Origin of the sequence: Salinisphaera orenii subsp. orenii MK-B5, from assembly GCF_003788635.1 — a bacterium.
In the GTDB taxonomy this organism is placed as follows: Bacteria; Pseudomonadota; Gammaproteobacteria; order Nevskiales; family Salinisphaeraceae; genus Salinisphaera; species Salinisphaera orenii.
In genome coordinates this window covers 170,999-195,130 of sequence record NZ_AYKH01000012.1, presented here as the reverse complement: position 1 = coordinate 195,130, position 24,132 = coordinate 170,999, and the positions used below count along the sequence as shown (strand labels likewise).

General features: G+C 68.6%; 24 protein-coding genes and 2 tRNA genes. 13 read left to right on the top strand and 13 right to left on the bottom strand.

The genetic code is table 11. The annotated features are described in order from the left end of the window. Positions 1-101 precede the first annotated feature (101 nt). Positions 102-1,151, top strand: coding sequence for an AI-2E family transporter (locus SAOR_RS07810; protein WP_123630921.1), 1,050 nt, complete (start codon positions 102-104; stop codon positions 1,149-1,151). Continuing rightward, positions 1,151-1,846, top strand: coding sequence for a DnaA regulatory inactivator Hda (gene hda / locus SAOR_RS07805; RefSeq protein ID WP_123630920.1), 696 nt, complete (start codon positions 1,151-1,153; stop codon positions 1,844-1,846). Before SAOR_RS07810 ends, hda begins: the two co-directional genes overlap by 1 nt. 49 nt (positions 1,847-1,895) lie before the next feature. On the opposite strand, the gene SAOR_RS07800 is transcribed toward hda, so the two are convergent. From SAOR_RS07800 to SAOR_RS07760, 9 genes are all read right to left on the bottom strand, one after another. After that, positions 1,896-2,576: a DUF1194 domain-containing protein gene (locus SAOR_RS07800; RefSeq protein ID WP_185015592.1), complete on the bottom strand. Its 681-nt coding sequence runs from the start codon at positions 2,574-2,576 to the stop codon at positions 1,896-1,898. Between the two features lie 351 nt (positions 2,577-2,927). After that, a complete protein-coding gene (locus tag SAOR_RS07795; protein WP_123589728.1) occupies positions 2,928-3,290 on the bottom strand; it encodes a DUF2069 domain-containing protein in 363 nt (120 codons plus the stop codon). Then, entirely contained in the window at positions 3,290-3,892 is a 603-nt protein-coding gene (gene wrbA, locus SAOR_RS07790) for an NAD(P)H:quinone oxidoreductase (protein ID WP_123589727.1), read from the bottom strand. The genes SAOR_RS07795 and wrbA overlap by 1 nt, the downstream gene beginning before the upstream one ends. Next, positions 3,889-4,254: an ArsC/Spx/MgsR family protein gene (locus tag SAOR_RS07785; protein ID WP_185015591.1), complete on the bottom strand. Its 366-nt coding sequence runs from the start codon at positions 4,252-4,254 to the stop codon at positions 3,889-3,891. Before SAOR_RS07785 ends, wrbA begins: the two co-directional genes overlap by 4 nt. Positions 4,255-4,320: 66 nt before the next feature. Then, positions 4,321-4,911, bottom strand: a complete 591-nt coding sequence (locus SAOR_RS07780; RefSeq protein ID WP_123630917.1) for a lytic transglycosylase domain-containing protein — start codon at positions 4,909-4,911, stop codon at positions 4,321-4,323. Next, entirely contained in the window at positions 4,908-6,620 is a 1,713-nt protein-coding gene (locus SAOR_RS07775; protein ID WP_123630916.1) for a proline--tRNA ligase, read from the bottom strand. Before SAOR_RS07775 ends, SAOR_RS07780 begins: the two co-directional genes overlap by 4 nt. Positions 6,621-6,695: 75 nt before the next feature. Then, the gene (locus SAOR_RS07770; RefSeq protein ID WP_123589723.1) at positions 6,696-7,106 is read right to left on the bottom strand and encodes a M67 family metallopeptidase; all 411 of its coding nucleotides are present in this window, start codon (positions 7,104-7,106) and stop codon (positions 6,696-6,698) included. A 78-nt stretch (positions 7,107-7,184) separates the two neighbouring features. Next, positions 7,185-8,180, bottom strand: coding sequence for a cation efflux transmembrane domain-containing protein (locus tag SAOR_RS07765; protein ID WP_123630915.1), 996 nt, complete (start codon positions 8,178-8,180; stop codon positions 7,185-7,187). A 26-nt stretch (positions 8,181-8,206) separates the two neighbouring features. Beyond that, the gene (locus SAOR_RS07760) at positions 8,207-8,734 is read right to left on the bottom strand and encodes a L,D-transpeptidase family protein (protein ID WP_123589721.1); all 528 of its coding nucleotides are present in this window, start codon (positions 8,732-8,734) and stop codon (positions 8,207-8,209) included. Positions 8,735-9,080: 346 nt separating this feature from the next. Here SAOR_RS07760 and SAOR_RS07755 point away from each other — a divergent pair, with 346 nt between their 5' ends. After that, positions 9,081-10,091: an isocitrate dehydrogenase gene (locus SAOR_RS07755; protein ID WP_123630914.1), complete on the top strand. Its 1,011-nt coding sequence runs from the start codon at positions 9,081-9,083 to the stop codon at positions 10,089-10,091. Positions 10,092-10,221: 130 nt separating this feature from the next. Here the strand turns inward: SAOR_RS07755 and SAOR_RS16910 are convergent, their stop codons facing one another. From SAOR_RS16910 to hemA, 4 genes are all read right to left on the bottom strand, one after another. Continuing rightward, positions 10,222-10,701, bottom strand: coding sequence for a PEP-CTERM sorting domain-containing protein (locus SAOR_RS16910; RefSeq protein WP_484336706.1), 480 nt, complete (start codon positions 10,699-10,701; stop codon positions 10,222-10,224). Positions 10,702-11,095: 394 nt separating this feature from the next. After that, positions 11,096-11,968 carry a peptide chain release factor N(5)-glutamine methyltransferase gene (prmC, locus tag SAOR_RS07745; RefSeq protein ID WP_123630913.1) on the bottom strand — a complete coding sequence of 291 codons (873 nt, stop codon included), beginning with the start codon at positions 11,966-11,968 and terminating at the stop codon, positions 11,096-11,098. Next, the gene (prfA, locus tag SAOR_RS07740) at positions 11,968-13,053 is read right to left on the bottom strand and encodes a peptide chain release factor 1 (RefSeq protein WP_123630912.1); all 1,086 of its coding nucleotides are present in this window, start codon (positions 13,051-13,053) and stop codon (positions 11,968-11,970) included. Before prfA ends, prmC begins: the two co-directional genes overlap by 1 nt. Beyond that, on the bottom strand, positions 13,050-14,336 hold the full coding sequence (gene hemA / locus SAOR_RS07735) for a glutamyl-tRNA reductase (RefSeq protein ID WP_123630911.1): 1,287 nt from the start codon (positions 14,334-14,336) through the stop codon (positions 13,050-13,052). The genes prfA and hemA overlap by 4 nt, the downstream gene beginning before the upstream one ends. A 149-nt stretch (positions 14,337-14,485) precedes the next feature. Here hemA and SAOR_RS07730 point away from each other — a divergent pair, with 149 nt between their 5' ends. The 10 genes from SAOR_RS07730 (at position 14,486) to SAOR_RS07680 (ending at position 24,046) form a co-directional block, all read left to right on the top strand. Further along, complete coding sequence (locus SAOR_RS07730; RefSeq protein WP_123630910.1) at positions 14,486-16,189, top strand: tetratricopeptide repeat protein; 1,704 nt, start codon at positions 14,486-14,488, stop codon at positions 16,187-16,189. Then, positions 16,186-16,812, top strand: coding sequence for a lipoprotein insertase outer membrane protein LolB (gene lolB / locus SAOR_RS07725; RefSeq protein ID WP_123630909.1), 627 nt, complete (start codon positions 16,186-16,188; stop codon positions 16,810-16,812). The genes SAOR_RS07730 and lolB overlap by 4 nt, the downstream gene beginning before the upstream one ends. A gap of 66 nt (positions 16,813-16,878) precedes the next feature. Next, the gene (locus tag SAOR_RS07720) at positions 16,879-18,024 is read left to right on the top strand and encodes an MFS transporter (RefSeq protein WP_123630908.1); all 1,146 of its coding nucleotides are present in this window, start codon (positions 16,879-16,881) and stop codon (positions 18,022-18,024) included. Positions 18,025-18,365: 341 nt separating this feature from the next. After that, positions 18,366-18,440: transfer RNA gene (locus SAOR_RS07715), tRNA-Gln, on the top strand. Positions 18,441-18,741: 301 nt separating this feature from the next. Next, positions 18,742-19,695, top strand: a complete 954-nt coding sequence (locus tag SAOR_RS07705) for a ribose-phosphate diphosphokinase (RefSeq protein WP_123630906.1) — start codon at positions 18,742-18,744, stop codon at positions 19,693-19,695. Between the two features lie 155 nt (positions 19,696-19,850). Beyond that, positions 19,851-20,564 (top strand): 50S ribosomal protein L25/general stress protein Ctc, encoded by a 714-nt coding sequence (locus SAOR_RS07700; protein ID WP_123589710.1) that lies wholly within the window; start codon positions 19,851-19,853, stop codon positions 20,562-20,564. Between the two features lie 39 nt (positions 20,565-20,603). After that, complete coding sequence (gene pth, locus SAOR_RS07695) at positions 20,604-21,194, top strand: aminoacyl-tRNA hydrolase (protein WP_123630905.1); 591 nt, start codon at positions 20,604-20,606, stop codon at positions 21,192-21,194. Beyond that, positions 21,194-22,285: a redox-regulated ATPase YchF gene (gene ychF / locus SAOR_RS07690; RefSeq protein WP_123589708.1), complete on the top strand. Its 1,092-nt coding sequence runs from the start codon at positions 21,194-21,196 to the stop codon at positions 22,283-22,285. The genes pth and ychF overlap by 1 nt, the downstream gene beginning before the upstream one ends. 83 nt (positions 22,286-22,368) lie before the next feature. Continuing rightward, positions 22,369-22,444: transfer RNA gene (locus SAOR_RS07685), tRNA-Met, on the top strand. 186 nt (positions 22,445-22,630) lie between these two features. Beyond that, positions 22,631-24,046 carry an ABC1 kinase family protein gene (locus SAOR_RS07680; protein ID WP_123630904.1) on the top strand — a complete coding sequence of 472 codons (1,416 nt, stop codon included), beginning with the start codon at positions 22,631-22,633 and terminating at the stop codon, positions 24,044-24,046. The last annotated feature ends 86 nt before the right edge of the window (positions 24,047-24,132 follow it).

The window sequence follows — 24,132 nt, the reverse complement described above, 5'->3', positions numbered from 1 at the left end:
CCCGCAGAGGTAGTCTTGTCCCAGCGTCTCCTGCATGCCGCCGTATCGCGCAGCGCGCCCGTCGATCGCCGTTGCCCGGCCCGTCTCGCCCGGGGCGTCCGATGACCCCGCGTACCATGGTCACGATCGCGCTGCCGGTCCTCGTGATCGCGACGTTGTGGATGCTCGGCTCGATCCTCACGCCGTTTCTCGTCGGCGCCGGCCTGGCTTACATATGCGATCCGATGGTGGATCGCCTGGAGCGGGTCGGGCTGTCGCGCACCAGCGGCGTGATTGTCGTCTTCGCCGGTGTGACGCTCGTGTTCGTGCTGCTGCTGCTGCTGCTGTTTCCGGTGCTCCAGCAGCAGGTAAACACACTCATACAGAACCTGCCGCGCTATGTGAACTCGATCCAGCGCACGATCGCGCCTTGGCTCGGCGGCGTCGATCGCGGCGGCGAGCCGTTCGATGTGGATTCCATCAAGGGCCTGATTTCAGAGAACTGGGGCACGGCGGGCGGGTTCGCCTCCACGGTCCTCCAGCGGGCGTTCTCCTCGGGCACGGCGCTCATGGCGATCGTCATGAACCTGCTGCTCATCCCGGTGATCCTGTTCTACCTGCTTCGCGACTGGGACCACATGGTCGCCTGGATACGGGCCCAGCTGCCGCGGCGCTATGTCGGCACGATTTCGGCGCTGGCGTCGGAGACCGACGAGGTGCTCGGCCAGTTCATCCGCGGCCAGCTCGTGGTGATGACGGTACTCGGCAGCATCTATGTGGCCGGGCTCTGGCTGGCCGGACTCGATCTCGCGCTGGTGATCGGCCTGGGCGCGGGGATGGTCAGCTTCGTGCCCTATGTCGGCGTGATCAGCGGCCTGCTGGTCGCCGGCATCGCCATGCTGGTCCAGACCGGCGATCCGGTATCGCTGCTCTGGGTGGCGCTGGTGTTCGGCATCGGTCAGGTGATGGAGCAGGTCGTGCTGCAGCCGCTGCTGCTCGGCGACGCCATCGGCCTGCATCCGGTGTGGGTGATCTTCGCGGTCCTGGCCGGCGGTCAGCTGTTCGGATTCGTGGGTGTGCTCGTGGCCCTGCCGGTGGCGGCCACCATCGCGGTGCTCGTGCGTTACGGCGGCCGGCAGTGGCGTGCGAGCCGGCTCTACCTGAATCACTGATGGCCACTCAGCTCGTGCTTGGCGTGCAGCTGCCCCAGAGCGCCACGCTCGACGCCTTCGTGGGTGGTCGCAACAGTGCGGCCAAGGCAGCGGTCGCGGATCTGGCCGCGGGCCGCAGCGAGCGTCTGTTCATCCACGGGCCGGAGGCCACCGGCAAGACGCATCTGCTGCAGGCGGTGTGTCGCGCGGTCGGTGACGGCGGCGCGCGCAGCGTCTACGTGCCCCTGGCCCAGCTCGGGCGCGATGCGGAGTCGCTGCTCGCCGGCCTCGACGATATGGATTGCGTCTGCGTGGACGATGTCTCCGCGATCGCCGCCCACCGCGACGCCGAGATCGCGCTGCTGAGCCTGACCGAGGGGCTGCGCCATCGGGGCGGGCGGTTGCTGGCGGCCGATGCGCGGCCGCCGGCCGATATCGGGCTCGCACTGCCGGATCTGGCCAGCCGGCTCGGCTGGGGCGGGGTGGTCGCTATGACGACGCCGGACGATGCCGACAAGCAGGCGATGCTCGTGCGTCGTGCCGCTCAGCGCGGCATGGATCTGCCCGAGGCGACCGCGCGCTGGCTGCTGCGGCACGGCACGCGCGACGTACCCTGGCTGATGGACGCGCTCGAGCGGCTCGACGAGGCGTCGCTGGCGGAACAGCGCCGCCTGACCATCCCGTTCGTCAAGCAGGCCCTGCGGGTGGAGATCTAGGCCAGAGGGCCGGCAGCGGGTGCCGCCGGCCCGCATGAGCCACCGATGTTCAGCCCCGACGCGCCCGGCGCCGACCGGCCGCACCGATGCCGGCCAGACCCAGGGCCAGCACGGCGAGGGCGCTCGGCTCGGGCACGCCGATCGGCCCGCCGCCGATTTCACGCTGCAGCTTCTGCCGCAGTGCGCTCTCGAGGTCGTCGAAGGAGCTTATGATCACGGAGAACGAGTCGTCCGGAATGAAGCTGCAGTTGGCACCCGCGCCGATGCCCAGACAATTGATCTGATCCACGCCGGCCGCGAGCGAATCGGCCACCGAGGTGCCGAGCGAGCCCACCCCGTCGGTCGAGACGTCGATGACCTGGCGATCCGAGTCGATGCCGTTGCCGAAGATCTCGCTGGTCAGCGCGTCGATGCCGATACCGATATTGGTGCCGCCGCCCGGATAGGCCGCGTTGCGGATGGCGTCGGCCACGCCGCCGATGGTCGTCGGATCGATGACGGTCGCCGGGAACAGGGTATTGAACGAGCTGGAAAACACCAGCGCCGCGATGGCGACCGAGCCGTCCTGCGGGACGATGTTCGGATCGCTCAACACGTCGGCGTAGATGTTCTGCTGGGCCTGGAAGGTGGAGAAGCCGATACTCCCCGAGCCGTCGATGGCGAGCCCGAGTTCGATCGGGATCGCGCTGGCCGTCGCACTGCCCGCGAGCAATGTCGTACCGACCAGCATGTTTCTCAATGTCCTGAGTTTCATCTCTGCGGTCCTCGTGCCGTTGTTTGTCCCGAAGCGATCGCCTCGGTACGAGCCCGCCCCCGGGCCCGGGCTTTTCGATGCAGGCCGCGTGCCAGAGCGGAAAACGGATATGAACCATAGATTTGAGAAAGAACGGCGCTTCATCCGCTCATGCTGTGTAAGCGATTACGACATGAGGTTTCCCTGCGGTTACAGCGCGCGTTGCGGCAAGTGATTGAATCCGATGGCCGAATCGGTGTTTTGCGCAAGGCGGGGCCGCAGGCGTGGCTGTCGGCCGGGCCGACAGCGCCGGCCGGGTCGCCTGCGTGTGCGGTGTGTCGACGCGGCTCAGTCGTTGCCGCGTTTCTTTCCGGTGAGACCGCGCTCGCGCGCATCCCATTTCGCGAACACCACGGTGCCGGTGAACAGTGCGATGCTGGCAGCCAGACACAGATCGACGCCGAGCGAGCCGGCTCCGGCGATGTACTCGACCATCGCGTAGGCCAGGTAGAACAGCGATGCCATCGAGGCCCAGGCCGCCGTGTAGATGCGGCCGCGGGCGAGACCGTTCAGGGCGATCAGCAGGGGAATGCTGAACACTGCCGCGAGTATCAGGCGCTGACTGCCGCTGCCGGCGATGACGAAGAGGCTGGCGATGAGCCCGATGTCGCCGGCGATGGCCAGGCCCAGCGCGTAGCGCGAGCGGCGCATCAGCCCGCCCCCAGCTTGATGGCGGTTCGGGCGACGCGCTCGCCGAGATTGCGGGCCAGCTGGCTTTCGATCTCGGTGAGCTGTTTCTCGCCCATCACGCCGGAGACGTGGCTGGCGCCGTAGGGCGTACCGCCGGAATCGGTCTCGGCGAGCAGGTTGTCGGCGGTGTACGACAGGCCGACGATGAGCATGCCGTGATGGAGCAACGGCAGCATCATGCTGGTCAGGGTGGTCTCCTGACCGCCGTGCAGGCTGCCGGTGGAGGTGAACGCCGCACCGGGCTTGTCGGTGAGCGTGCCGGACAGCCATTGTCCCGAAAGCGTGTCGATGAAGTGCTTGAGCGGCGCGGCCATGTTGCCGAAGCGCGTGGGCGAGCCGATGATCAGCCCCGCGCAGTCCTCGAGGTCGTCGTGGCTGACATACGGCGCGCCCGCCACCGGCACGGCCGGGGCCTGGGCCTCGTGGTCGGGCGAGACCTCCGGTACGGTCCGCACCCGCGGCTGCATCGGTGCGGCTCGGGCGACGCCGCGCGCAACCTCGTTGGCGAGCTTGGCGGTGGCGCCGTTGCGGCTGTAATAGAGCACGAGGATTTCGTCACTCATGGGCGAGGGTCGTCCTGTGTCGGCGGGTCAATCAGTTCGAATACGCGTTCGGGCGGCCGCGCGATGACCGCGCGGTCACCCGCGACCAGTACCGGCCGTTGCATGAGCCCCGGGCGTGCCGCGAGCAGCTCGATCACGTGCCGGCGGTCCAGCGGCCCGGCAGCGTCAGGGTCGAACGCCGGATCGTTCCCCCGCACGAGCGAGGCGGGGGGCGCGTCGAGGGCGTCGACGAGCGCGGCCAGCGTCGCGGAATCGGGCGGGCGGCGCTGATAGTCGACGATCTCGACGTCCCGGCCGGCGTCGGCCAGCAGATCGCGGGCGGCACGCGACTTGGAGCAGCGCGGGTTGAAATAGAGTCGCATGGGGTCTCCGGCCGGCGGGCGCGTCATCCTGACCGGGGCCGGGCGCGGGCGCAATTGCTGCATCGTTCAGCGGCCATACCAGCGCGTGCGCAGCGCGCGCTCGACGCGGGCGGGATACCAGGTCTCGCCGAGACTGCCGTTGTAGCGTGCCAGCGCGCGGACGACGTTGCCGTCCTCCTTGTCGAGATAATAGGCGAGGATCGTGCAGCCGTAGCGCAGGTTGGTGCGCATGTCGAAGAGATTGTCGTCCGGACGGCCGATCTCCTCGATCCAGAACGGCATGATCTGCATCAGGCCGCGGGCGCCGGCCGAGGACACGGCGAAGCGTTTGAAAGCGGATTCCACCTGAATCAGCGCCAGCACCAGCTGCGGGCTCAGACCGGCGCGCGTGGCTTCGGCGTGCACCGTCTTCAGCAGCGCCATCCGACGACCGGCGTCCGGCATCTGTGGGGCCAGTCGGGTCGCCATGTCCAGTAGCCAGACTTCGGCTGCGAAGCGGTTGTCGAAGCTCGTGGCGTCGTCGACCGCGGTCGTCAGCTGCTCGCGCAGCGCCGGATCGACCGACTCCCGGGCGGCGGCCGCCGCTGAGGCCCGGGATATCGGCATCAGCGCACCGGCGACGACCAGGCCCGCCGCGACGGCCGCCGCGGGCCTCATGCGCCGTCGGTGCGGCCCATCGCCTCCCGGATCGCATCCAGGCCGTGCCCGATCTGCCGGCTCTCGGCATCACGACGGCCCTTGTATTCGAGCGTGCCTGCGTCCAGGCCGCGCTCGGAGACAACGATGCGGTGGGGTATGCCGATCAGCTCGGCGTCGGCGAACATCGGCCCGGGGCGCAGCCCGCGATCGTCGAGGGCGACGTCGATACCGGCCGCCCGGCATTCGGCATAGAGCGTGTCACAGGCGTCGCGCACGCGCTCGGACTTGTCGGCCTTGATCGGCACGATCACCAGCTCGAACGGTGCGATCGCCGTCGGCCAGCAGATGCCGGCGTCGTCGAAGCACTGTTCGATGGCCGCGGCCACGATCCGGGAGACGCCGAAGCCGTAGCAGCCCATCTGCGGCGTCACCGCCGCGCCGTTCTCGTCGAGTACGGTCAGTTCCAGCGCGCGGCTGTACTTGTCGCCGAGCTGGAACACATGGCCGACCTCGATGCCGCGCAGCACCGCGAGCGGGGAGCCGTCGGGGGCCGGATCGCCCGCGACGGCGTTGCGCAGGTCGGCGAACTCCGGTTCCGGGGCGTCACGGCCCCAGTTGAAGTTCACGAAGTGGGCGCCGTCATAGTTCGCGCCGACCGCCATGTCGGCGGTCTTCTCCAGGGCATGATCGGCGATCACGCGCAGGGACAGATGCACGGGGCCGAGCGAGCCCGGCCCGGCGCCGAAGTGCTCGCGGATCACGGCCTCCTCGGCGAATCGCAGCGGGCTGGCGATGCCGTCGATGCCCTCGGCCTTGATGTCGTTGAGCGAGTGGTCGCCGCGCAAGACCAGCAGTACCGGCCGATCGTCGTCGCCGGCGACGACGATCGCCTTGGCCGTGGCTTCGGCGGGCAGATCCAGCGCGCGGCAGAGATCGGCGATGGTCGCCACGCCCGGGGTGTCCACCTTGCGCAGCTCGCCGCCGGGCGCCGGCCGCTCGCCGGCCGGCGCCCGGGTCACCGCGGCCTCGATGTTGGCCGCATAGGCGCCGGATTCGGACACCGCCAGTTCGTCCTCGCCGCTGTGGGCCAGGACGTGGAACTCCTCGGACTTGGCGCCGCCGATCGCGCCCGAGTCGGCGGCGACGATCCGGTAGTCCAGCCCCATGCGGTCGAGGATGCGGGTGTAGGCGGCGCGCATGCCGTGGTATTCGCGGTCCAGATCCGCCTGGTCCATGTGAAAGGAGTAGGCGTCCTTCATGATGAACTCGCGCGCGCGCATCAGCCCGAAGCGCGGCCGGATCTCGTCGCGGAACTTGGTCTGGATCTGGTAGAAGTTCACCGGCAGCTGCTTGTAGCTGGCGATGTCGCGCTTGGCGAAATCGGTGATGACTTCTTCATGGGTCGGGCCGAAGCAGTACTCGCGGCCGAGCCGGTCGTCCATCTTCAGCATCAGGTCGCCCATGGCCTCCCAGCGGCCGCTTTCGCGCCAAAGCTCCGCGGGCTGGACCGCCGGCATGAGCACTTCCAGGGCGCCGGCCGCATCCATCTCCTCGCGGATGATGTTCTCCACCTTGCGCAGTACGCGCATGCCCAGGGGCGACCACGTGTAGAGGCCGGCGGCGAGCCGGCGGATCATGCCGGCGCGCAGCATCAGCTGATGCGAGATGATCTCGGCGTCGGCCGGTGTCTGCTTGGTGGTGGCGAGCGCGAAGCGGGATAGACGCATGTTCGGTGTCTTTTTCGGGGAGAACGGACGAGTCAGCCGCGATTCTACAAAAAACCGGCGGCCGGGGCGCCGGACTCAGTCCATGACGGTGAGCGTGTGCTCGATCATCCGATCGTCCTGGCGCTGCCAGGCACGCATCTCGAGCACGCCCTTGATGTTCAACGAGATAATCAGATACAGCGCGTCGGGATAGCCGAGGCCGTCGAGGTCGTGGACGGAGGGCTCGGGCGGCGCGCTCGGGTGCGAGTGATAGATCGCCAGCATGGTCTCGCCGCGCTCGCGCATGGTCTTCATCGCGCGGATCTGGTCGGCCGGGTCCATCTCGAAACGGCGCGCCGGATCGTCGGCGACGTTGGCCACCGGATAGATCTCCCGGGGGTGGCCGTCGAGGGCGCTGAGAAAGCCACAGACCTCGGTATCGGGCTGCTTCTGCGCCTCGAACAGGAGTCGGGTGGCCAGCGGCCGGCTGATCTTCAATGCTGTCAAGATGTACTGTCGCCGCGAAACCGGCGCGCATGATAGCGCGCGGGCATGGCCTCGCGACAGCCGGCCGGCACGCGCGACTCAGATCCAGCTCGGCCGGCCCGGACTGTCCGGCAGGGCACGGCAGCGCGAGTCGGCCACCGGCACCAGTGCGATGTCCAGCAGCCGCCAGTCCATTGCACGAATGTCGCCGCGCGCCCGCTCCAGGCGGTCCACCAGGTCGTGTTCGGTGTTGGGGGCGACGAAGGCCACGCCGGTTAGCAGGCGGCCCTCCTCGCGCAGGCGCACCCGCGCGGTATCGATCCAGTCCAGCGATTCCAGGTAGGCGAGTACGCGTCCGCCCAGCGGGTCGACCTGGGCGGAACCGATCCGGCGCGGCACTTCGTCGATCAGGTCGCAGACCGCGGTCTGCAGCAGCCGGCTGCCGTGGCGCAGGATATCGGCGCCGATGAGCAGGGTGGCCACGAAATCGACGCGGTCCAGGCCCAGCCCCACGCAGAGCACGCCGATGACGGCCGCGCCGCCGGCCATCCAGCTCATGCGCCCCATCTCCGCGTCGGCGTAGAGGCCCTTGTCGTGCAGCCGTATGGCCAGCGCCTGGCGTGAGCGGCCGGCCACCAGGGGGACGGCGATGCTGTAGAGCAGGGCGGCCACCGCGGGCCAACCGGGCCAGGTCAGCCAGCCGGTCTCCGCAAAGGTCGCAAGTCCCGGATGGCGACTGTGGAGCAGGCCGCGAAGGCCGGTCCAGCACAGGTACAGCCCCATGGTCGCGAGCGCGAGTGCGGCCGTGAGAAAGGCAATGCTGCCGGCACGGTAGAAGCCGTATGGAAAACGCGGTGTCGGCTGCCGGGCCTCGATCCGGCAGGCCGCGAGAAAAGCCGCCGGGGGTAGAAGCGACCACAGACTCTTGAGCCAGATGGCGTCGAGCGCCTGGGTACGCCCGAGCCCGACGTAGAGCGCCAGGACCACGGTCACCCGAAGCGCGAGGGTGAGCCATTCGAGCCGTCGCGCACGGGTCAGTTGCTCGCGCTTGTCGGGCGGCAGGCGGCCGGGCGGGCGCGGTGCCTGATGGGTCATTCGGACGTCCCGTCAGCGCGTCGCGGTCAGGGATAGATGTGGATGCGCGTGCCGTCGGGCACGCGCGTCCAGATATCGTTGATGGCCGCGTTGGACACCGCGATGCAGCCGTTGGTCCAGTCGCCCTTGCGATCGCGGTCGTCGTAGTCCGGCTGGCCGTGGATCATGATCATGTCGCCGGGGTCCAGGCCTCGAGCCTTCGAGGCGCGGACATCGCTGGGCTTGGGATAGGAGATGTGGATCGAGCGGTGGAAGATACTGTCCGGATTGCGCCAGTCCAGCGTGTAGGCGCCCTCCGGGGTGCGGTTGTCGCCGCGTTCGCGCTTGGTGCCGACGGGGTTCTTGCCGAGTGCGATCGGATACTGGCCGACGATCAGGCCGTCGTCGTAGAGATAGAGCACGCGTTCGGATTTCATCACCACGACGAGATCCACCGCGGCCTCCGGTTCGATGTCGCTGTCGGCGACCCCGTCGCTGGCATTGGCGCTACAGACCGCCATCAACGACAGCAGCGCGATGACGAAAATACGGCAGGCGAAAGGGATCGAGTGCATGGCGTGATTCGTCTGTCGATGTAGCGGAATGCCGTGGCCGACCCGGCGTACGGCCGGCGCAGATTCATGCGATGACGCCGCCGAGTGGACCGAAAACCGAATTTTTCCGGCGCAACCCGCACGACGGCCCCGGTACCCGGGGCACCGGGCGGACACAAAAGCCTCGCGCCACGCGGTGCGTGCTCGCATGCGCAGAGCGTCGGCCAGGGTTCTCGGCGCGGGCGCCGGATGCCGCGAACCGCTGTCGCAGCCAGTGCTAGCATGCCACATATTCAAGCCGGTGAGGCGCGACCATCAAGGCCCGTTTCGCCCCCGGCGCCCCCAACATTCGTTAACGGGAATCGACATGAGCACTACACCGGTTACGGTCATCAAGGGCGACGGTATCGGCCCCGATATCGTCGATTCGGCCCTGCGCATTCTAGAGGCGCTGGATCCCGGGCTGGATTATGAAGAGGTCCAGGTAGGGCAGGCGGCCCTCGACGCGGGCGCGTCCGACGTCATGCCGGAGGCGGCGATCGCCTCGATCGAACGCACCGGGCTGGTTCTGAAGGGGCCGGTCACCACGCCGTCCGGCAAGGGCTATCGCTCGGTCAACGTGGCCATGCGCAAGAAGTTCGATCTGTACGCCAACGTCCGGCCGACGCTGTCCATGCCCGGGACCCAGTCGCGCTACGAGGGCCTGGACATCATCACCGTCCGCGAGAACAAGGGCGGCATGTACTCCGGCGAGGGCCAGACAGTCTCCGAGGACGGCACCCGGGCCGAGGCCCTGTCGGTGATCACGCGCGAACAGTGCGAGCGCATCATCCGCTTCGCCTTCGAAATGGCGCGCTCGCGCGGTCGTCGCAAGGTCACCCTGGCGCACAAGGCCAACATCATGAAATCCACCTCCGGGCTGTTTCTCGATGTCGGCCGCGAGATCGCGCAGGAGTACGATGATCTCGAGCACGACGAGATCATCGTCGACGCCTGTGCCATGAAGCTGGTGATGTATCCCGAGCAGTTCGACGTGATCGTCACCACGAACCTGTTCGGCGACATCATCTCCGACCTCTGCGCCGGCCTGATCGGCGGGCTGGGGCTCGCGCCCGGCGCCAACATCGGCGAGAACTGCGCGATGTTCGAGGCCGTGCACGGCAGCGCGCCGGACATCGCCGGCAAGGGCATCGCCAACCCCACGTCGGTGGTTCTGGCCTCGGCGCTGCTGCTGGAGCACATCGGCCGGCGCGAGGACGCCGAGCGCATCCGCCGGGCGGTGCGCGCGGCGGTCGCCGATCACGACCGGGTCACGCCGGACCTGGGCGGCGACGGCACCACGTCGAGCTTCACCGACGCGGTCATCGAGCGGCTCTAGCGCCAGTCCCCGGACCGGGCGGCTCGCGGACCGCGTCGACCGCGTTCGGTGGCGGGCGGTACCGGCCCGATGAGGGCTCGCAGATAGACAGAGCCGCCGGGGGCGGCTCCGTCGGGTCGCGATCCTTCGATCAGCCGCCGTGGGTGCGACGCCGCGCCCAGGCGGCGCCCACCAGGCCCGCGCCGAACAGCGCCAGTGCGCCCGGCTCGGGCACGCTGGTCTTGCCGAAGGCGTGATTGTCGCTCCCGAACGCGTACGGCGAGCGGGTCATGCGGATGCCGTTGAGCTCGGGTAGCCCGAAGAAGTTCACGTGGGTGTGGGTCCCCGGCGAGTTCTGGTTGCCGTCGGCCGGATTGGTGATGTCGAGACCGGCATAGCTGTCCACGACGGTGCCGTCGAGCAGGAACTCGAGCGTGTTGTCGTCGTCGATCGAGCCCCGGAGCAGGCCGAAGTAATTGGCGGAGGTGCCGAGCGAGAACTCCGCCGAGATCGGCTGCTGGCTGAGATTCTCCGGCACGGTCGGATATTGCGTGGTGCCGGGGCCGCTGGCCCGGGGCGGGGCGCTTACTGGCCGGAGCTGCCGGTCGCCAGCGCATAGTTGCCGCTGCAGGCGGCACAGCCGCAGCCGCTGTTGAAGTCGACGGTGGTCACACCGGCAATGCTGGACATGGGCACGCCGTTGGGGGTGCTGTCGTAGGTGATCGGGCGGCGCTCGCGGAACCGGCGGCGACCATCGCCGCTGCGAACACCATCGTGCTGACCTGTTTCATGGTGGATACTCCTGATCCTTTCTTCTGGTGAGGCCGGGCTTGTTAAGGCCAGAAATGTGCCCTCACCGGGAAAACCAATGGATCAATGCCTTGCGAGGGGCGCAGCGGTCGCAGTCGGGCGACTGGCAGGTTCTCCGACGCCGTTGGCCGCCGGACCGCGTTCGCGCTGTGTCGGCTGCGGTCGAAGCCGCGCTGAATCAGGTGGTTCACGGGTCGGGACGCGTCCCGGCGGTGTCAGGCCGAACGACCGATGGCGCCGCCGGCGAGATGGCCGCAGGTCACGCGTGCGCGCCGACCCAGATCGCTGATCGTCTCGGCCTCGAAGCCCGCGGCCGCCAGCAGGTCGCGCACGGCGGAGCCCTGGTCGGCGCCGTGCTCCAGCAGCAGCCAGCCGGGGCCGCGCAGATGGGCGGGTGCGGCCGCGGCGATCGCCGCCAGGTCGGCCAGGCCGTCGTCGGCGGCCACGAGTGCCGCGTGCGGCTCGTGGGCCAGGTCGTGCAGATGCGGATCGTTGGCCGCCACGTAGGGCGGGTTGGCGACGATGGCGTCGAAGCGGCGCCCGGCGACGGCTTCGAGCCAGGGGCCGGCCACGCATTCGACCCGATCCAGATCGAGGGCCCCGGCGTTGTCGCGGGCCACGGCCAGCGCGGCCTCGCTGGCTTCGGTGGCCACTATGTGCCAGGCCGGGCGCTCCCGGGCCAGGGCCAGGGCGATCGCTCCGGAGCCCGTGCCGAGATCCGCCACGGCCAGCGGCGCGTCCGGAGGCAGCCGCGCGAGGGCCGCCTCTACCAGGGTTTCGGTATCCGGGCGCGGAATGAGCACGTCCGGGGTCACACGCAGATCGAGCGACCAGAACCCGGCGCGGCCGATGATGTAGGCCAGCGGCTCGCCGGCCGCGCGCCGTTCGACCAGTGATTCGTAGCGCGCGGACGCCGTCGCCGGGAGCGGCGTGTCCGCGTGGGCCAGCAGATAGGCCGCACCGACATCCAGCGCGTGCTCGGCCAGCCAGCGCGCGTCCAGATCCGGCGTGTCGCTGACCGAGGCCAGCCGGCGGCGAGCCTCGCGCAGCGCCGCCGCCAGCGTGCACGGGGCGCTCGTGGCGGTCATCACGCCGCGCCCAGCTCGGCGAGCTGGTCCGCCTGATGTTCGCTGGTCAGGGTCTCGATGACTTCCTCGAGGTTGCCGGACATGACGTCGTCGAGCTTGTAGAGGGTGAGGTTGATGCGGTGATCGGTCACCCGCCCCTGCGGAAAATTGTAGGTGCGGATGCGTTCCGAGCGGTCGCCGCTGCCGACCAGCCGCTTGCGCGCATCCGCCTGTTCGCGGTCCTGCTTGTCCTGCTCGGCGGTCATCAGCTTGGTCTGCAGCAGGCTCATGGCGCGGGCCCGGTTCTTGTGCTGTGAGCGCTCCTGCTGGCATTCGACCACCACTCCGGTGGGCAGATGGGTGATGCGGATGGCCGAGTCGGTCTTGTTGACGTGCTGGCCGCCGGCGCCCGCCGCGCGAAACGTGTCCACGCGCAGATCGTTGGCGTCGATCTGGATGGCCTCGACTTCGTCCTGCTCCGGCAGGACCGCGACCGTGCAGGCGGAGGTGTGGATGCGGCCCTGGGACTCGGTCGCCGGGACCCGCTGCACGCGGTGGGCGCCGGATTCGAACTTCAGATGCGAGAACGCGCCGTCGCCGATCACCCGCGATATGACTTCCTTGTAGCCGCCGTGCTCGCCCTCGCTTGCCGACAGGATCTCGATACGCCAGCCGTGTTTCTCGGCGTAGCTGCTGTACATGCGAAACAGATCGCCGGCGAACAGCGCGGCCTCGTCGCCGCCGGTGCCGGCGCGGATCTCGAGATAGAGATTGGCGCTGTCGTTCGGATCGCGCGGGATCAGGTGCTTGCGCAGGGCGGCTTCGAGCGAGTCCAGCCGCGGCCGGGCTTCGGCCAGTTCGGATTCGGCCATCTCGCGCAGTTCGGTCTCGTCGGCCTCGACCATGCCCTCCAGATCGGCGATCTCGTCGACCAGCGCGCGCCAGGCGCGATAGTCCTCGGTCAGCGCCTCGAGCTGGGCGTATTCCTGCGACATGCGCCGGAACTTGGCCTGATCGTTGATGACCTCGGGATCGGACAGCGAATGCGCCAGATCCTCGTGGCGTTCGACCAGTTCCTCGAGCTTGCGGCGGAGCGAATCCTTCATGTGATGTCGTCGTCGTCCTTGTCGTGCTCGGGCTCTCCGAGCTGGAACAGTTCGCGAGCGCCGGTCAGCAGTTCCTGCTGGTGGGCGCCGCGGGCATGCCGCAGGGTCGCGCTGGGCGGATGCATGAGCTTGTTGGTCAGTGTACGGCCGACGAAGGCGAGCACCGCGTCGGTATCGTCGCCGCGGGCGAGGCGGCGGCGGGCCTTGTCGAGCACTTCGTCGCGCTCGGCCTCGGCCTGACGGCGCAGCGCCTTGATGGTATCGGTGGCCCGGCGGGAATCCAGCCAGTCGATGTATTCCTCGATGCGGGCGTCGAGCATGCCGTCGGCGAGCGAGGCCGCCTGCTCGCGCGAACGCAGATTGTCGTCGATCACGCCCTGCAGGTCATCCACCGAATACAGGTAGATGTCCTCGAGCTCGCCTGCGGCCGGATCGATGTCGCGTGGCACGGCCAGGTCGAGCACGAACATCGGCTTGCGCCGCCGGCGCTTGACCGCGGCCTTGAGCTGCGAGAAGTGCACGATGTAGCCGGGGGCGGCGGTCGAGGCGATCACCATGTCGGCTTCGGCCAGATGCGCGGGTACGTCGGCCAGCGCGATGGCGTAGCCGTGGTAGCGTGTCGCCAGCGCCTGGGCGCGCTCGACGCTGCGGTTGGCGAAAACCATGCGAGAGACGCCGATCTCGGCGAGATAGCGCGCGGTCAGGTCGATGGTGTCGCCGGCGCCGATGAGCATGGCACAGGTCTCGGACAGGTCGGCGAAGATCTGACGCGCCAGGCTGACACCGGCGTAGGCCACCGACACGGGGTTGGCGCCGATGTCGGTCTGGCTGCGGATCTGCTTGGCGACGGCGAAGCTGTGCTCGAACAGTCGCGTGAGCAGCGGGCCGGTGCCGCGCGCCGCCCGGGCGCTGCGGTAAGCGTCCTTCATCTGGCCGAGGATCTGCGGCTCGCCCAGAATCATGGAATCCAGGCCGGAGGCGACCCGCAGCGTATGGCGAATGGTGTCGCGGTCGCGGTAGACGTAGAAATGCCCGCTCATGTCGTGAGCGCTCAGCCCGCGCTGACGACAGAGCCAGTCGCGCAGGGTGCCGTCGCCGGGCGCGTCCGTGACCGCGTAGAGCTCGGTGCGGTTGCAGGTCGACAGGATCGCGCCTTCCTCGACGTGGGGCAGACGCAGCAGGTCGCCGAGCGCGTCGTCGAACTGCTCGGGCGGAAAGGCGGCGGTCTCGCGCACGGCAAGGGGCGCGGTATTGTGGTTCAGGCCGACGGTCAGCAGCGTCATGGGCGCATTCTACCGCGAGCGGTCCACGATCCGCGGTTGCATGGCAGCGTTGTCCGTGCGCGCGGTATCATCGGATCATGCCGTTATTCCAAGTCAATCCAGGGGCTCCGGCGCGGATCGTCCGGTCGCCACGCGCCATTCGAGCCTTCGTGCTGGCCGCCGCGCTGACACTCGCCGGCTGCGCCGGCCAGCCCGCGTCCGACAGCGTCGAAGGCATGCGCATCGACGCGGCGACGGTCGCCACCCCCGAGTCCAGTCGCCGCAGTGCCTACGAGTATCACGTGCTGGCCGGCGAAATGGCCATCCAGCGCGGGCATCGCGACGTTGCGGCACGGGAATATGTGGCCGCGCTCGATTATTCCAATGACCGCGAGCTCGCCGAGCGGGCCACGCAGATCGCCTTGTTCGCCGGCGAGGCCGAGCTGGCGTATCGCGCCGCGGGCACCTGGGCGGCGGCCGAGCCGGATTCGCTCGATGCCCAGCGCACCGCTGCGCGACTCGCACTCGCCACCGGCGACGCCAGCGGGCTGGCGGTGTACGCGCGCAGCCTGGTCGCGGCGGCCTCGTCGACCCGGACCGGCTATCAGCTGCTCGCCGATCTGTTGTCGGGCGAGAACGACCGGGCGGACCTGGCCATCGACACGCTCACTGACATCGCGCAGCGCCACCCCGAGAGCGCGCCCGCCCAGCACGCGCTCGGCGTCGTGGCGCTGCGCTACGGGCGTGAGCAGGTCGCCTCGCAGGCGGCCGAGCGCGCCGTACGGCTCGAGCCGGCGTGGGACGGCGCGGTCCTGCTGCAGGCCGGCGTGCTGATCCGTGCGGGCGAGACCGACCGCGCGCAGGCGCTCATCTCCGGGCTGCCCGGCAACGACGCGCGTCGGGCGCAGTACCACCTGACGCTGGCGCGTCTGATGGTGCAGGCGGATCAGGGCGAGGCCGCGCTGGACGCCTTCGATCGCGCGCTGGCGCTGGCGCCGGACAATGCCGATGCGCGCTACGGTCTGGGCGTGCTCGCGCTCAGCGTGGGCGATCTCGAGCGCGCCGCGACCGCTTTTCGGCGTCTCTACGAGGACGGCGATCGCGCCGACGATGCCGCGTACTACCTCGGCAGCATCGCCGAACGCAACGACGATCCCGCCCGCGCCCAGCAGTGGTATCAGCGGGTCGAGAACGGCAGTCATGCGTTCGAGTCCCAGGTGCGTGCGGCCCGCATGATCTGGGCGCAGGGCGACATGGCCGGCGCGCGGGCGCGGCTTGCGTCGCTGCGGGAGACCTATCCTGAAATGACCGACCAGCTCTATGCCGCGGAAGGCCAGCTGCTGTTCGAGGCCAATCGACCCGCGGACGCGCTCGCCGTCTATGACGCCGGGCTGGCGGCGGCGCCGGAGAGTCTGGAGCTGCGCTATGGTCGCTCGCTCGCCTACGAGCGCCTGGGGCGCATCGACGCCGCCAAGGCTGATCTGCAGGCGGTACTCGACGCCGAGCCGGACGACGCCCGGGCACTCAATGCGCTCGGTTATCTGCTGGCCAATCACAGTCAGCGCTATGACGTCGCGCGCAATTACATCGAGCAGGCGCTGGCCTCGGATCCGGACAACCCCGCGATTCTCGACAGCATGGGCTGGGTCGAGTACCGGATGGGCCACCTCGACACCGCGCGGGATTATCTCGAGCGGGCCTACGCGGACTATCCCGATCCCGAGGTCGCCGCGCATCTCGGCGAGGTGCTCTGGAAACAGGGCGAACGGGAGGCCGCGCGCCGCATCTGGCAGGATGCGCGCGCCGACAACCCGAACCACCCGATCCTGCGGGAGACCGTCGAGCGTCTCGATTCGCAAGGAAACGCGCCATGAAACATCTTCTTCTGTTCGTGACGCTGGTCAGTCTGCTGGCCGGCTGTGCCGTGATACGTCAGCCGCCCGAGGCCGAGCCCGGGGTAGCGGATGCCGCGGCCTGGCAGGCGCACCGTGAAACGCTGGCGGAACTGAAGACCTGGGCGCTGCAGGGGCGTGTGGCCACGGGCCAGCTGCTCGGCTGGACCGGCAACCTGAACTGGCGTCAGAGCGGCGAGGATTTCGACGTCCGCCTGTCCGGCCCGATGGGGGCCGGCGGCTTCCGCGCCTCGGGCACGCTCGACCGCGTGGTGATCCGGACCGGCGACCGGCGCATGGTCACCACCGAGCCGGACGCGCTGGTCGAGCGGACGCTGGGCTGGACCTTCCCCCTCGAGCCGCTGCGCTACTGGGGCCGGGGGCTGCCGGCGCCCGGGGGCTACGATCGCATCAGCGTCGATGCGCAGGGGCGCCTGGTCGCGCTCGAGCAGGACGGCTGGAAGATCGCGTTTCCCGAGTACGCCGAGCCCGACGGCGCGCCGGCGCTGCCCGAGCGCATCGTGCTCGATAACGGCGAGACCCGGATTCGGCTGGTGGTCGATCGCTGGTTCGACATCGGCGGGGCGAGCGCGCCGGATGCCTGATCGTCCCGCGGGCAGCGGCCGGCAGGCCCCGTTCGCGGCACGGCCGTGGCGGTGGCGCGACCGGGCATGACGGAGGCTCACGACGGATCGCATCGCGCTCGCCTCGCCGCGCTCGGCTGGGCCCATTTCCTAAACGACGGGGCCGCCAACTTCCTGCCGGGGGTGCTGCCGCTGATTCTGATCGATCTGAATCTGTCGGTCGGGCTGGCGGGCTCGATCATGGGTGCGCTGCTCATCGGTCAGGGCCTGCAGCCGTTCGTGGGCCTCGTGGCCGATCGGCTCGGCGGCCGCGCGCTGATCGCGGCCGGCCTGCTCGGCTCCTCGCTGGGCGGGGCGCTGATCGGCTGGGTGGACGGCATCGTGTCGCTGGTGGTCGTGCTCGTGATCATCGGCATCTCGAATTCGCTGTTTCATCCGCAGGCGCTGGCGGGGGTGCGGCGACTCGCCGTGCACCGGCCGGGCGGCGCGATGTCGGCGTTTCTGGTCGGCGGCGAGATCGGCCGCGGCGTCTGGCCGGCGCTGGCGAGTGCCCTCGCCGTCGGGCTCGGACGCGGCCACCTGTGGCTGATGATGCTGCCCGGGCTGGCGACCGTGCCGCTGGTCCTGCGGGCCGCGCCGAGGCTGCCGGCCCGACGCGCCGATGCGCCGCGCCTGAACTGGCGGCGCAACGCGCGGCCGCTGGCGCTGCTGGTGGGCTACTGCGCCCTGCGCGGCCTGATGATATTCAGCCTCGTCACCTTCATGCCTCTGATCTGGGTCGAGGCCGGCGGCGACGTGACCGTCGGTGCCAGCCTGCTCACCGTCCTGCTGGTCGTCGGTGTGGTCGGCAATCTGTCCGGCGGCTGGTTCGCCGATCGTTTCGGCACGCGCCGGATTCTGATGGCGACGATGGCGATGGCCACGGTGTTGCTGGGGCTGTTCACGCAGGCCGCAGGGGTCTGGCTCTGGCTGATCTGTGCCGCCCTGGGCATCGTGCTGTTCGCCACTCTGCCGCTGACCATCCTGGTGGCCCAGGACCTGTTGCCCGAAAACCGCTCGCTGGGCTCCGGGCTGGCCCTGGGGCTCGCCAACGCCGTGGGCGCGGTCGGGGTCATGGCCGTGGGGCCGCTGGCGCAGTGGTGGGACGTGCGCGCGCCCCTCTGGTGCGCGGCGATCGGTGGCCTGATCGCGATGCTGCTCGTCCTGCGGATGCCGCGGCGCGCTTCGGCGTGACTGGCGCCAGCGCGACTACAATGCCGTATCGATGACGGCGCGGCTCGCGGCCGCGGCGGGTCGGTACGGACACTGAAAACCAAGCCCCCCGGTCGGGCGCAGCCGACGGTCCGCCCCGACACCCGATTGCGTGAATGCCCGGCTCGGCGCCGCCGCTAAGCGCGGGTGGCGCCGGTGCGCGAGTGCTGCGGGCCGGCACGGCGCTCGGAGACGGCTGGCCGGATGCGCTGCGGCTTCGCGATGCAGTGTCGCTGAATTGACACGGATGAGACGGGAAAAGAGAATACGCGCCTGTTCGAGTCAGCGGTGACGTCCGGTCGAAGCCGCTGCTGCGATTCCACTGGGGCGTAGCCAAGCGGTAAGGCATCGGGTTTTGATCCCGTGATTCGCAGGTTCGAATCCTGCCGCCCCAGCCATTGTCATCCGTCGCGAACACGGCGGGGTGGCGGAGCGACAATCCGACGGTGTCCCGAACGCGCGTCGGCGAGCCCGGATCACCGCGTGAAGCGGTTCGGGTCCGACGGGTCGAGAACGTGACAATCCACGGATCGTCTCGCCGCCGCAGCCAGGAAAAATTGACGAACAGCCACGGCATCCGGCGCGCGTCCAGGGAATAGCAACGGCCCGCGCCGAGCCCCGGTCGCTTCAGGACCGGTGGCATTCGACGGCACGCCGCCGGCACGCGGTCCAGACATCATTGAAAAACGGCGGTAATTCATGACGGACTCCCGATTGATGGTCTTCACGGGCAACGCCAATCCGGCGCTGGCCCGGGATGTGGCGGGCTATCTCAAGCTGCCGGTGGGCAAGGCCAGTGTCGGCAAGTTCTCCGACGGCGAGGTCGCCGTCGAGATCGAGGAGAACGTACGCGGGCGCGACGTGTTCGTGGTCCAGTCGACCTGTCAGCCGACCAACGACAATCTCATGGAACTGCTGATGATGATCGATGCGCTGCATCGTGCATCGGCAGGGCGGATCACCGCCGTCATACCCTACTTCGGCTATGCGCGCCAGGATCGCCGTCCGCGCTCGGCGCGCGTGCCGATCTCGGCGAAGGTCGCCGCCAGCCTGCTCGGCGCCGTCGGCACGGACCGTGTGCTCACGGTCGATCTGCACGCCGACCAGATCCAGGGCTTCTTCGACATGCCGGTCGACAACGTCTATGCCTCGCCGGTGCTGCTCGGCGATATCTGGCGCCAGAAGGAGGACAATCTCATCGTCGTCTCACCGGACGTCGGCGGGGTGGTCCGGGCCCGGGCGCTGGCCAAGCGGCTGGACGAGGCCGATCTCGCGATCATCGACAAGCGTCGGCCCAAGGCCAACGAAGCCAAGATCATGAACATCATCGGCGACGTGAACGGCAAGAGCTGCATCATGGTCGACGATCTGGTCGATACGGCGGGCACGCTCTGCCAGGCCGCCGATGCGCTCAAGAATCAGGGGGCGACCCGGGTGCGCGCCTACGTGACGCATCCGGTGCTCTCCGGCAAGGCGGTGGAGAACATCAGCAATTCCCGCCTCGACGAGCTGGTGGTTTCCGATACCATCCCGCTGTCGACCGATGCGGCGGCGTGCGGCAAGATCCGACAGCTGCACATCGCCGCGCTGCTGGCCGAAACCATCCGCCGTGTCAGCAACGAGGAGTCGGTCTCCACACTGTACGTGGACTGATTGCGAATTTTTCGGTCGCGGCTCGGCATTCGCCGCGCAAGCGCGTATACTACGCGGTCTTTTGAACGCGGCGGAACCGATCGTCGCGGCCTGCAAGCATTGTTCGACCCGGCAAGGCGTGGTTTGCCGGTGCACATCGACTGGAGCGAATCGATATGGAAGCCTTCGAGTTGAACGCGGAAAAACGCACGGCCAAGGGCCGCGCCGAGAACCGCCGCCTGCGCCGTGCCGGCCAGGTGCCGGCCATCATCTATGGTGGCAACGGCGATCCGGTGATGCTGAGCCTGGAGCACAACGACCTCGACCATCATCTGGATAACGAGGCGTTCTTCTCGCACATCATCAAGATTCACGTCGCCGGCGGTGGCACCGAAGAGGCGGTGCTGCGTGACCTTCAGCGGCATCCCGCCAAGCCGTTCATCGAGCACGCCGATTTCCTGCGCATCGTCGCGGGCGAGGCGCTGCGCATGAGCGTGCCGCTGCACTTCGCGGGCGAGGACGAGTGCCCCGGTGTGGTCGACGAGGACGGCGTCATTCAGCACAACATGAACGACGTCGAGATCGAGTGCCTGCCGCGCAATCTGCCGGAGTACATCGAGGTCGACTGCTCGAAGCTCGGGCTCAACGACTCGATCCATCTCAGCGAGCTGGTGCTGCCGGAAGGCGTGCAGATCGTGGATCTGATGGGCGACGAGGAGGATCAGAACGATCTGACCGTCGTTTCCGTCCAGGTGCCGCGTGCCGCCATCGAGCTGGAAGAAGAGGATGCCGAGGCCGCCGAAGCCGAAGAGGGCGAGGACGCCGACGGCGAGTCCGACGACTCGGAAGCCGGGGACGACGGCGAGGACGAGGGCGATCAGGACAAGTAGTCCCGGATCCTCGTCCGGCCCGGTTCGGAGCGACAGCGCGTGAGCGAGAACATTCGTGCGATCGTGGCCCTGGGCAATCCCGGGCCCGATCATGCACGGGACCGTCACAACGCCGGGTTCTGGTTCGCCGACGTGCTGGCGGCGCGCTGGCGACTGTCGTTCTCATCGGAGAAGCGCTTCAAGGGCGAGCTGGCGCGCTACGGCGCCGGCGGCGACACGGTGTGGCTGCTCAAGCCCGCGACGTTCATGAACGTCAGCGGTGCGGCGGTCCAGCCGCTGTGCGCCTTTCACAAGATCAGCGCGCCCGAGCTGCTGGTCGTGCACGACGATCTCGATCTGCCGCCGGGCACGGTTCGACTCAAGGAATCCGGTGGCCACGGCGGGCACAACGGTCTGCGCGACATCCACCGCGTGATCGGCTCCCAGTACAAGCGGCTGCGGGTCGGCATCGGGCACCCCGGTGACGCCGCGGGCGTGCTGTCGCACGTGCTCGGCACGCCGACGGCCGATGAGCAGGCCGCGATCGAGGCGGGCCTCGTGGCGGCGGCCGACGCCATCGAGACCGTGCTCGCCTCGACCTGGAACCGGGGCGCCCAGCAACTGAATTCGCGCAAGGCGGTAAGCGACTGATGGCACTTCAAGTGGGAATCGTGGGCCTGCCCAACGTCGGCAAGTCGACGCTGTTCAACGCCCTCACGGCCGCGGAGATCCCGGCCGAGAACTATCCGTTCTGCACCATCGATCCGAACGTGGGGGTCGTGCCGGTGCCGGATCCGCGCCTGGCCGCGCTCGCCGAGATCGCCGCGCCGGAAAAGACGCTGCCGACGACCATCGAGTTCGTCGACATCGCCGGGCTCGTGGCCGGGGCCTCGGCGGGCGAGGGGCTGGGCAACCAGTTCCTCGCCAATATCCGCGAGACCCACGCGATCCTGCACGTGGTCCGCTGTTTCGAGGACGACGACGTCATGCACGTCGCCGGTCGTGTGGATCCGATTGCCGACATCGAGACCATCGACACGGAACTCGCGCTGGCGGATCTCGCCACCGCCACGCGCGCGGCCGAGCGGGCGACCAAGGCGGCCAAGTCGGGCGACAAGACGGCGCGGCGCAACGCGGATCTGTTCGCGCGCGTGCGCGACCATCTGGACACCGGTGCACCGGTGCGCGCGATGGATCTGAGCGACGACGACCGGGCCGCCCTGCACGAGCTGCACCTGATCACGGCCAAGCCGGCGCTGTTCGTGGCCAACGTCGACGAAGGCGGTTTCGAGAACAATCCGCTGCTCGATCGGGTGCGCGAATACGCCAGTGCCCAGGACGCGCCGGTCGTGTCGGTGTGTGCCGCGCTCGAGGGCGAGCTCGCCCAGCTGGACGGCGACGACAAGGCGGATTTCCTGGCGGATCTGGGTCTGGAGGAGCCGGGTCTGGACCGGGTCATCCGGGCCGCCTACGAACTGCTCGGCCTGCAGACCTTCTTTACGGCCGGTCCGAAGGAGGTTCGGGCATGGACGGTGCGCCGCGGCGCGACCGCACCGCAGGCGGCCGGCGTGATCCATACCGATTTCGAGCGTGGCTTCATCCGCGCCGAAGTCATCGGTTACGACGACTACGTCGAACTCAGGGGCGAAAAGGGGGCCAAGGAAGCCGGCCGCCAGCGCCTCGAAGGCAAGGAGTACCGGATGGTGGAAGGCGACGTCGTCCACTTCCGATTCAACGTCTGAATGTCGCCGCCGGCAGCGACTGAAATCATCTGCCGACAAGCCTTGACAGGATATGTCCGGGCGAAGAAACTACGCGGCTTTCCGGCTATGTAGCTCAGGGGTTAGAGCACAGCATTCATAATGCTGGTGTCGCTGGTTCAAATCCAGCCATAGCCACCAACATAATCAGGGCCTTACGGCGCCTGGCCCGCATGCTCCCCTCGGTCCGGGGGAGCTGTGGGGAACCTGCCTTCCCTCGCCGTGTCATTCGGGGGCGCTTGTCTTTGCGACTACGCGTTTTCGCCCATGCCAAGCGCGCGGGGCAAGCTGATAGACTCGCAGCTTTGCGGGCACCCGACACACGGCATGGCTGATCCATCGAAAGGCGGTCGTAAAAAACCGCTCAAGCTCAAGACCGGCTCGTTCGACCGCAATGCGGCCATGGCTCGCATGGGGATGCTCGCTGGGGCGCAGTATGCCGGCCACACGCTCGGCAACCTGTTCCGTAACAAGGCCGACCGCGAAGCCCGCAACCGTGATTTTTACGTCCGGCAGGCACAGTTTCTGGCCGACGAGCTCGGCCAGCTCAAGGGCAGCGTGATGAAGGTCGGGCAGATGCTGTCGGTCTACGGCCAGTATTTCATGCCGCCCGAAGCCATCGAGGTGTTGCGCAGTCTCCAGGACGACAGTCCGCCGGTGGCCTGGTCGGATCTGGAGCCCGTGGTCGTCGAGCGGCTCGGGCGTCGTCGTCTCGACGAGCTGGAGATCGATCCCGAACCGCTGGCCGCGGCCTCGCTGGGTCAGGTGCACCGGGCATGGCGGCGCTCGGACGGCCGCGAGCTGTGCGTCAAGGTTCAGTATCCGCGCCTGGCCGATGCCATCGACAGCGATATCCGCACGCTGACGCAGATTGTGCGTCTCGCCCGGCTTGTGCCCAAAGGCATGGAGCTGAACGCGATCATGGAGGAAGTGCGGGAGATGATCTATCGCGAGGTGGATTACGACCGCGAACTGCGCATGACCCGCGAATTCGCCGAGCGGCTGGCCGAGGACGATCGCTTCGTGGTGCCGGAGGTCTTTCCCGAATATTCCACCGAGACCGTGCTCGTGACGTCCTACGAGTCGGCGCACCATGTCCAGAGCGAGGCGGTGAAGCAGCTCGACCAGGCGCGCCGCAACGCGCTGGGCGAGCAGGCGCTCGAGCTGTTCCTGCGCGAGTTCTTCGTGTGGGGCATGGTTCAGACCGACCCGCACTTCGGCAATTACAAGATCCGGCTGAACTCGGAGGGCCCGGACCAGCTGGTGCTGCTGGACTTCGGCGCCACCCGCGAGTTCGCGCCGCGTTTTCTGGGGTCCTATTACGCGGTGGTCACCGGCGCCTTTCACGAGGACGCCGAGCAGCTCATCGACGGCGCCATCGGCATCAATCTGCTGCGCCGGGATTCGCCGCAGCACGTCTTCGATGCCTTTGCCCGCGTGGGTATGCTGGTGATCGAGCCGTTCGGACGGCATCCGCCGGATGCGCTGGTCACCGCGGACGGCGCCTATCGCTGGGGCGAGTCCGACCTGCCGTTCCGCGTCTCGCGGGCGATCTCCGATGCGGCGATCTCGCGCTGGTTCCGGATCCCGCCGCGGGAGATCGTGTTTCTCCACCGGCGCATGGGCGGCGTTTTCGTGCTGCTGGCTGTGCTGGACGCCGAGATCAAGGGGCGGCCGATGCTGGCCCACTATCTCGAGCGCGAGGACGTCCAGCACGAGCGCGAGCATCGACAGTCCCCATGAGGTGACGCGCGCACCGCCGCTCTCTGGACCGGCCGGCCGCGTCGCCGCCATCCCATTAGTCACCGTTTGCACGGAAGAAACCGCCG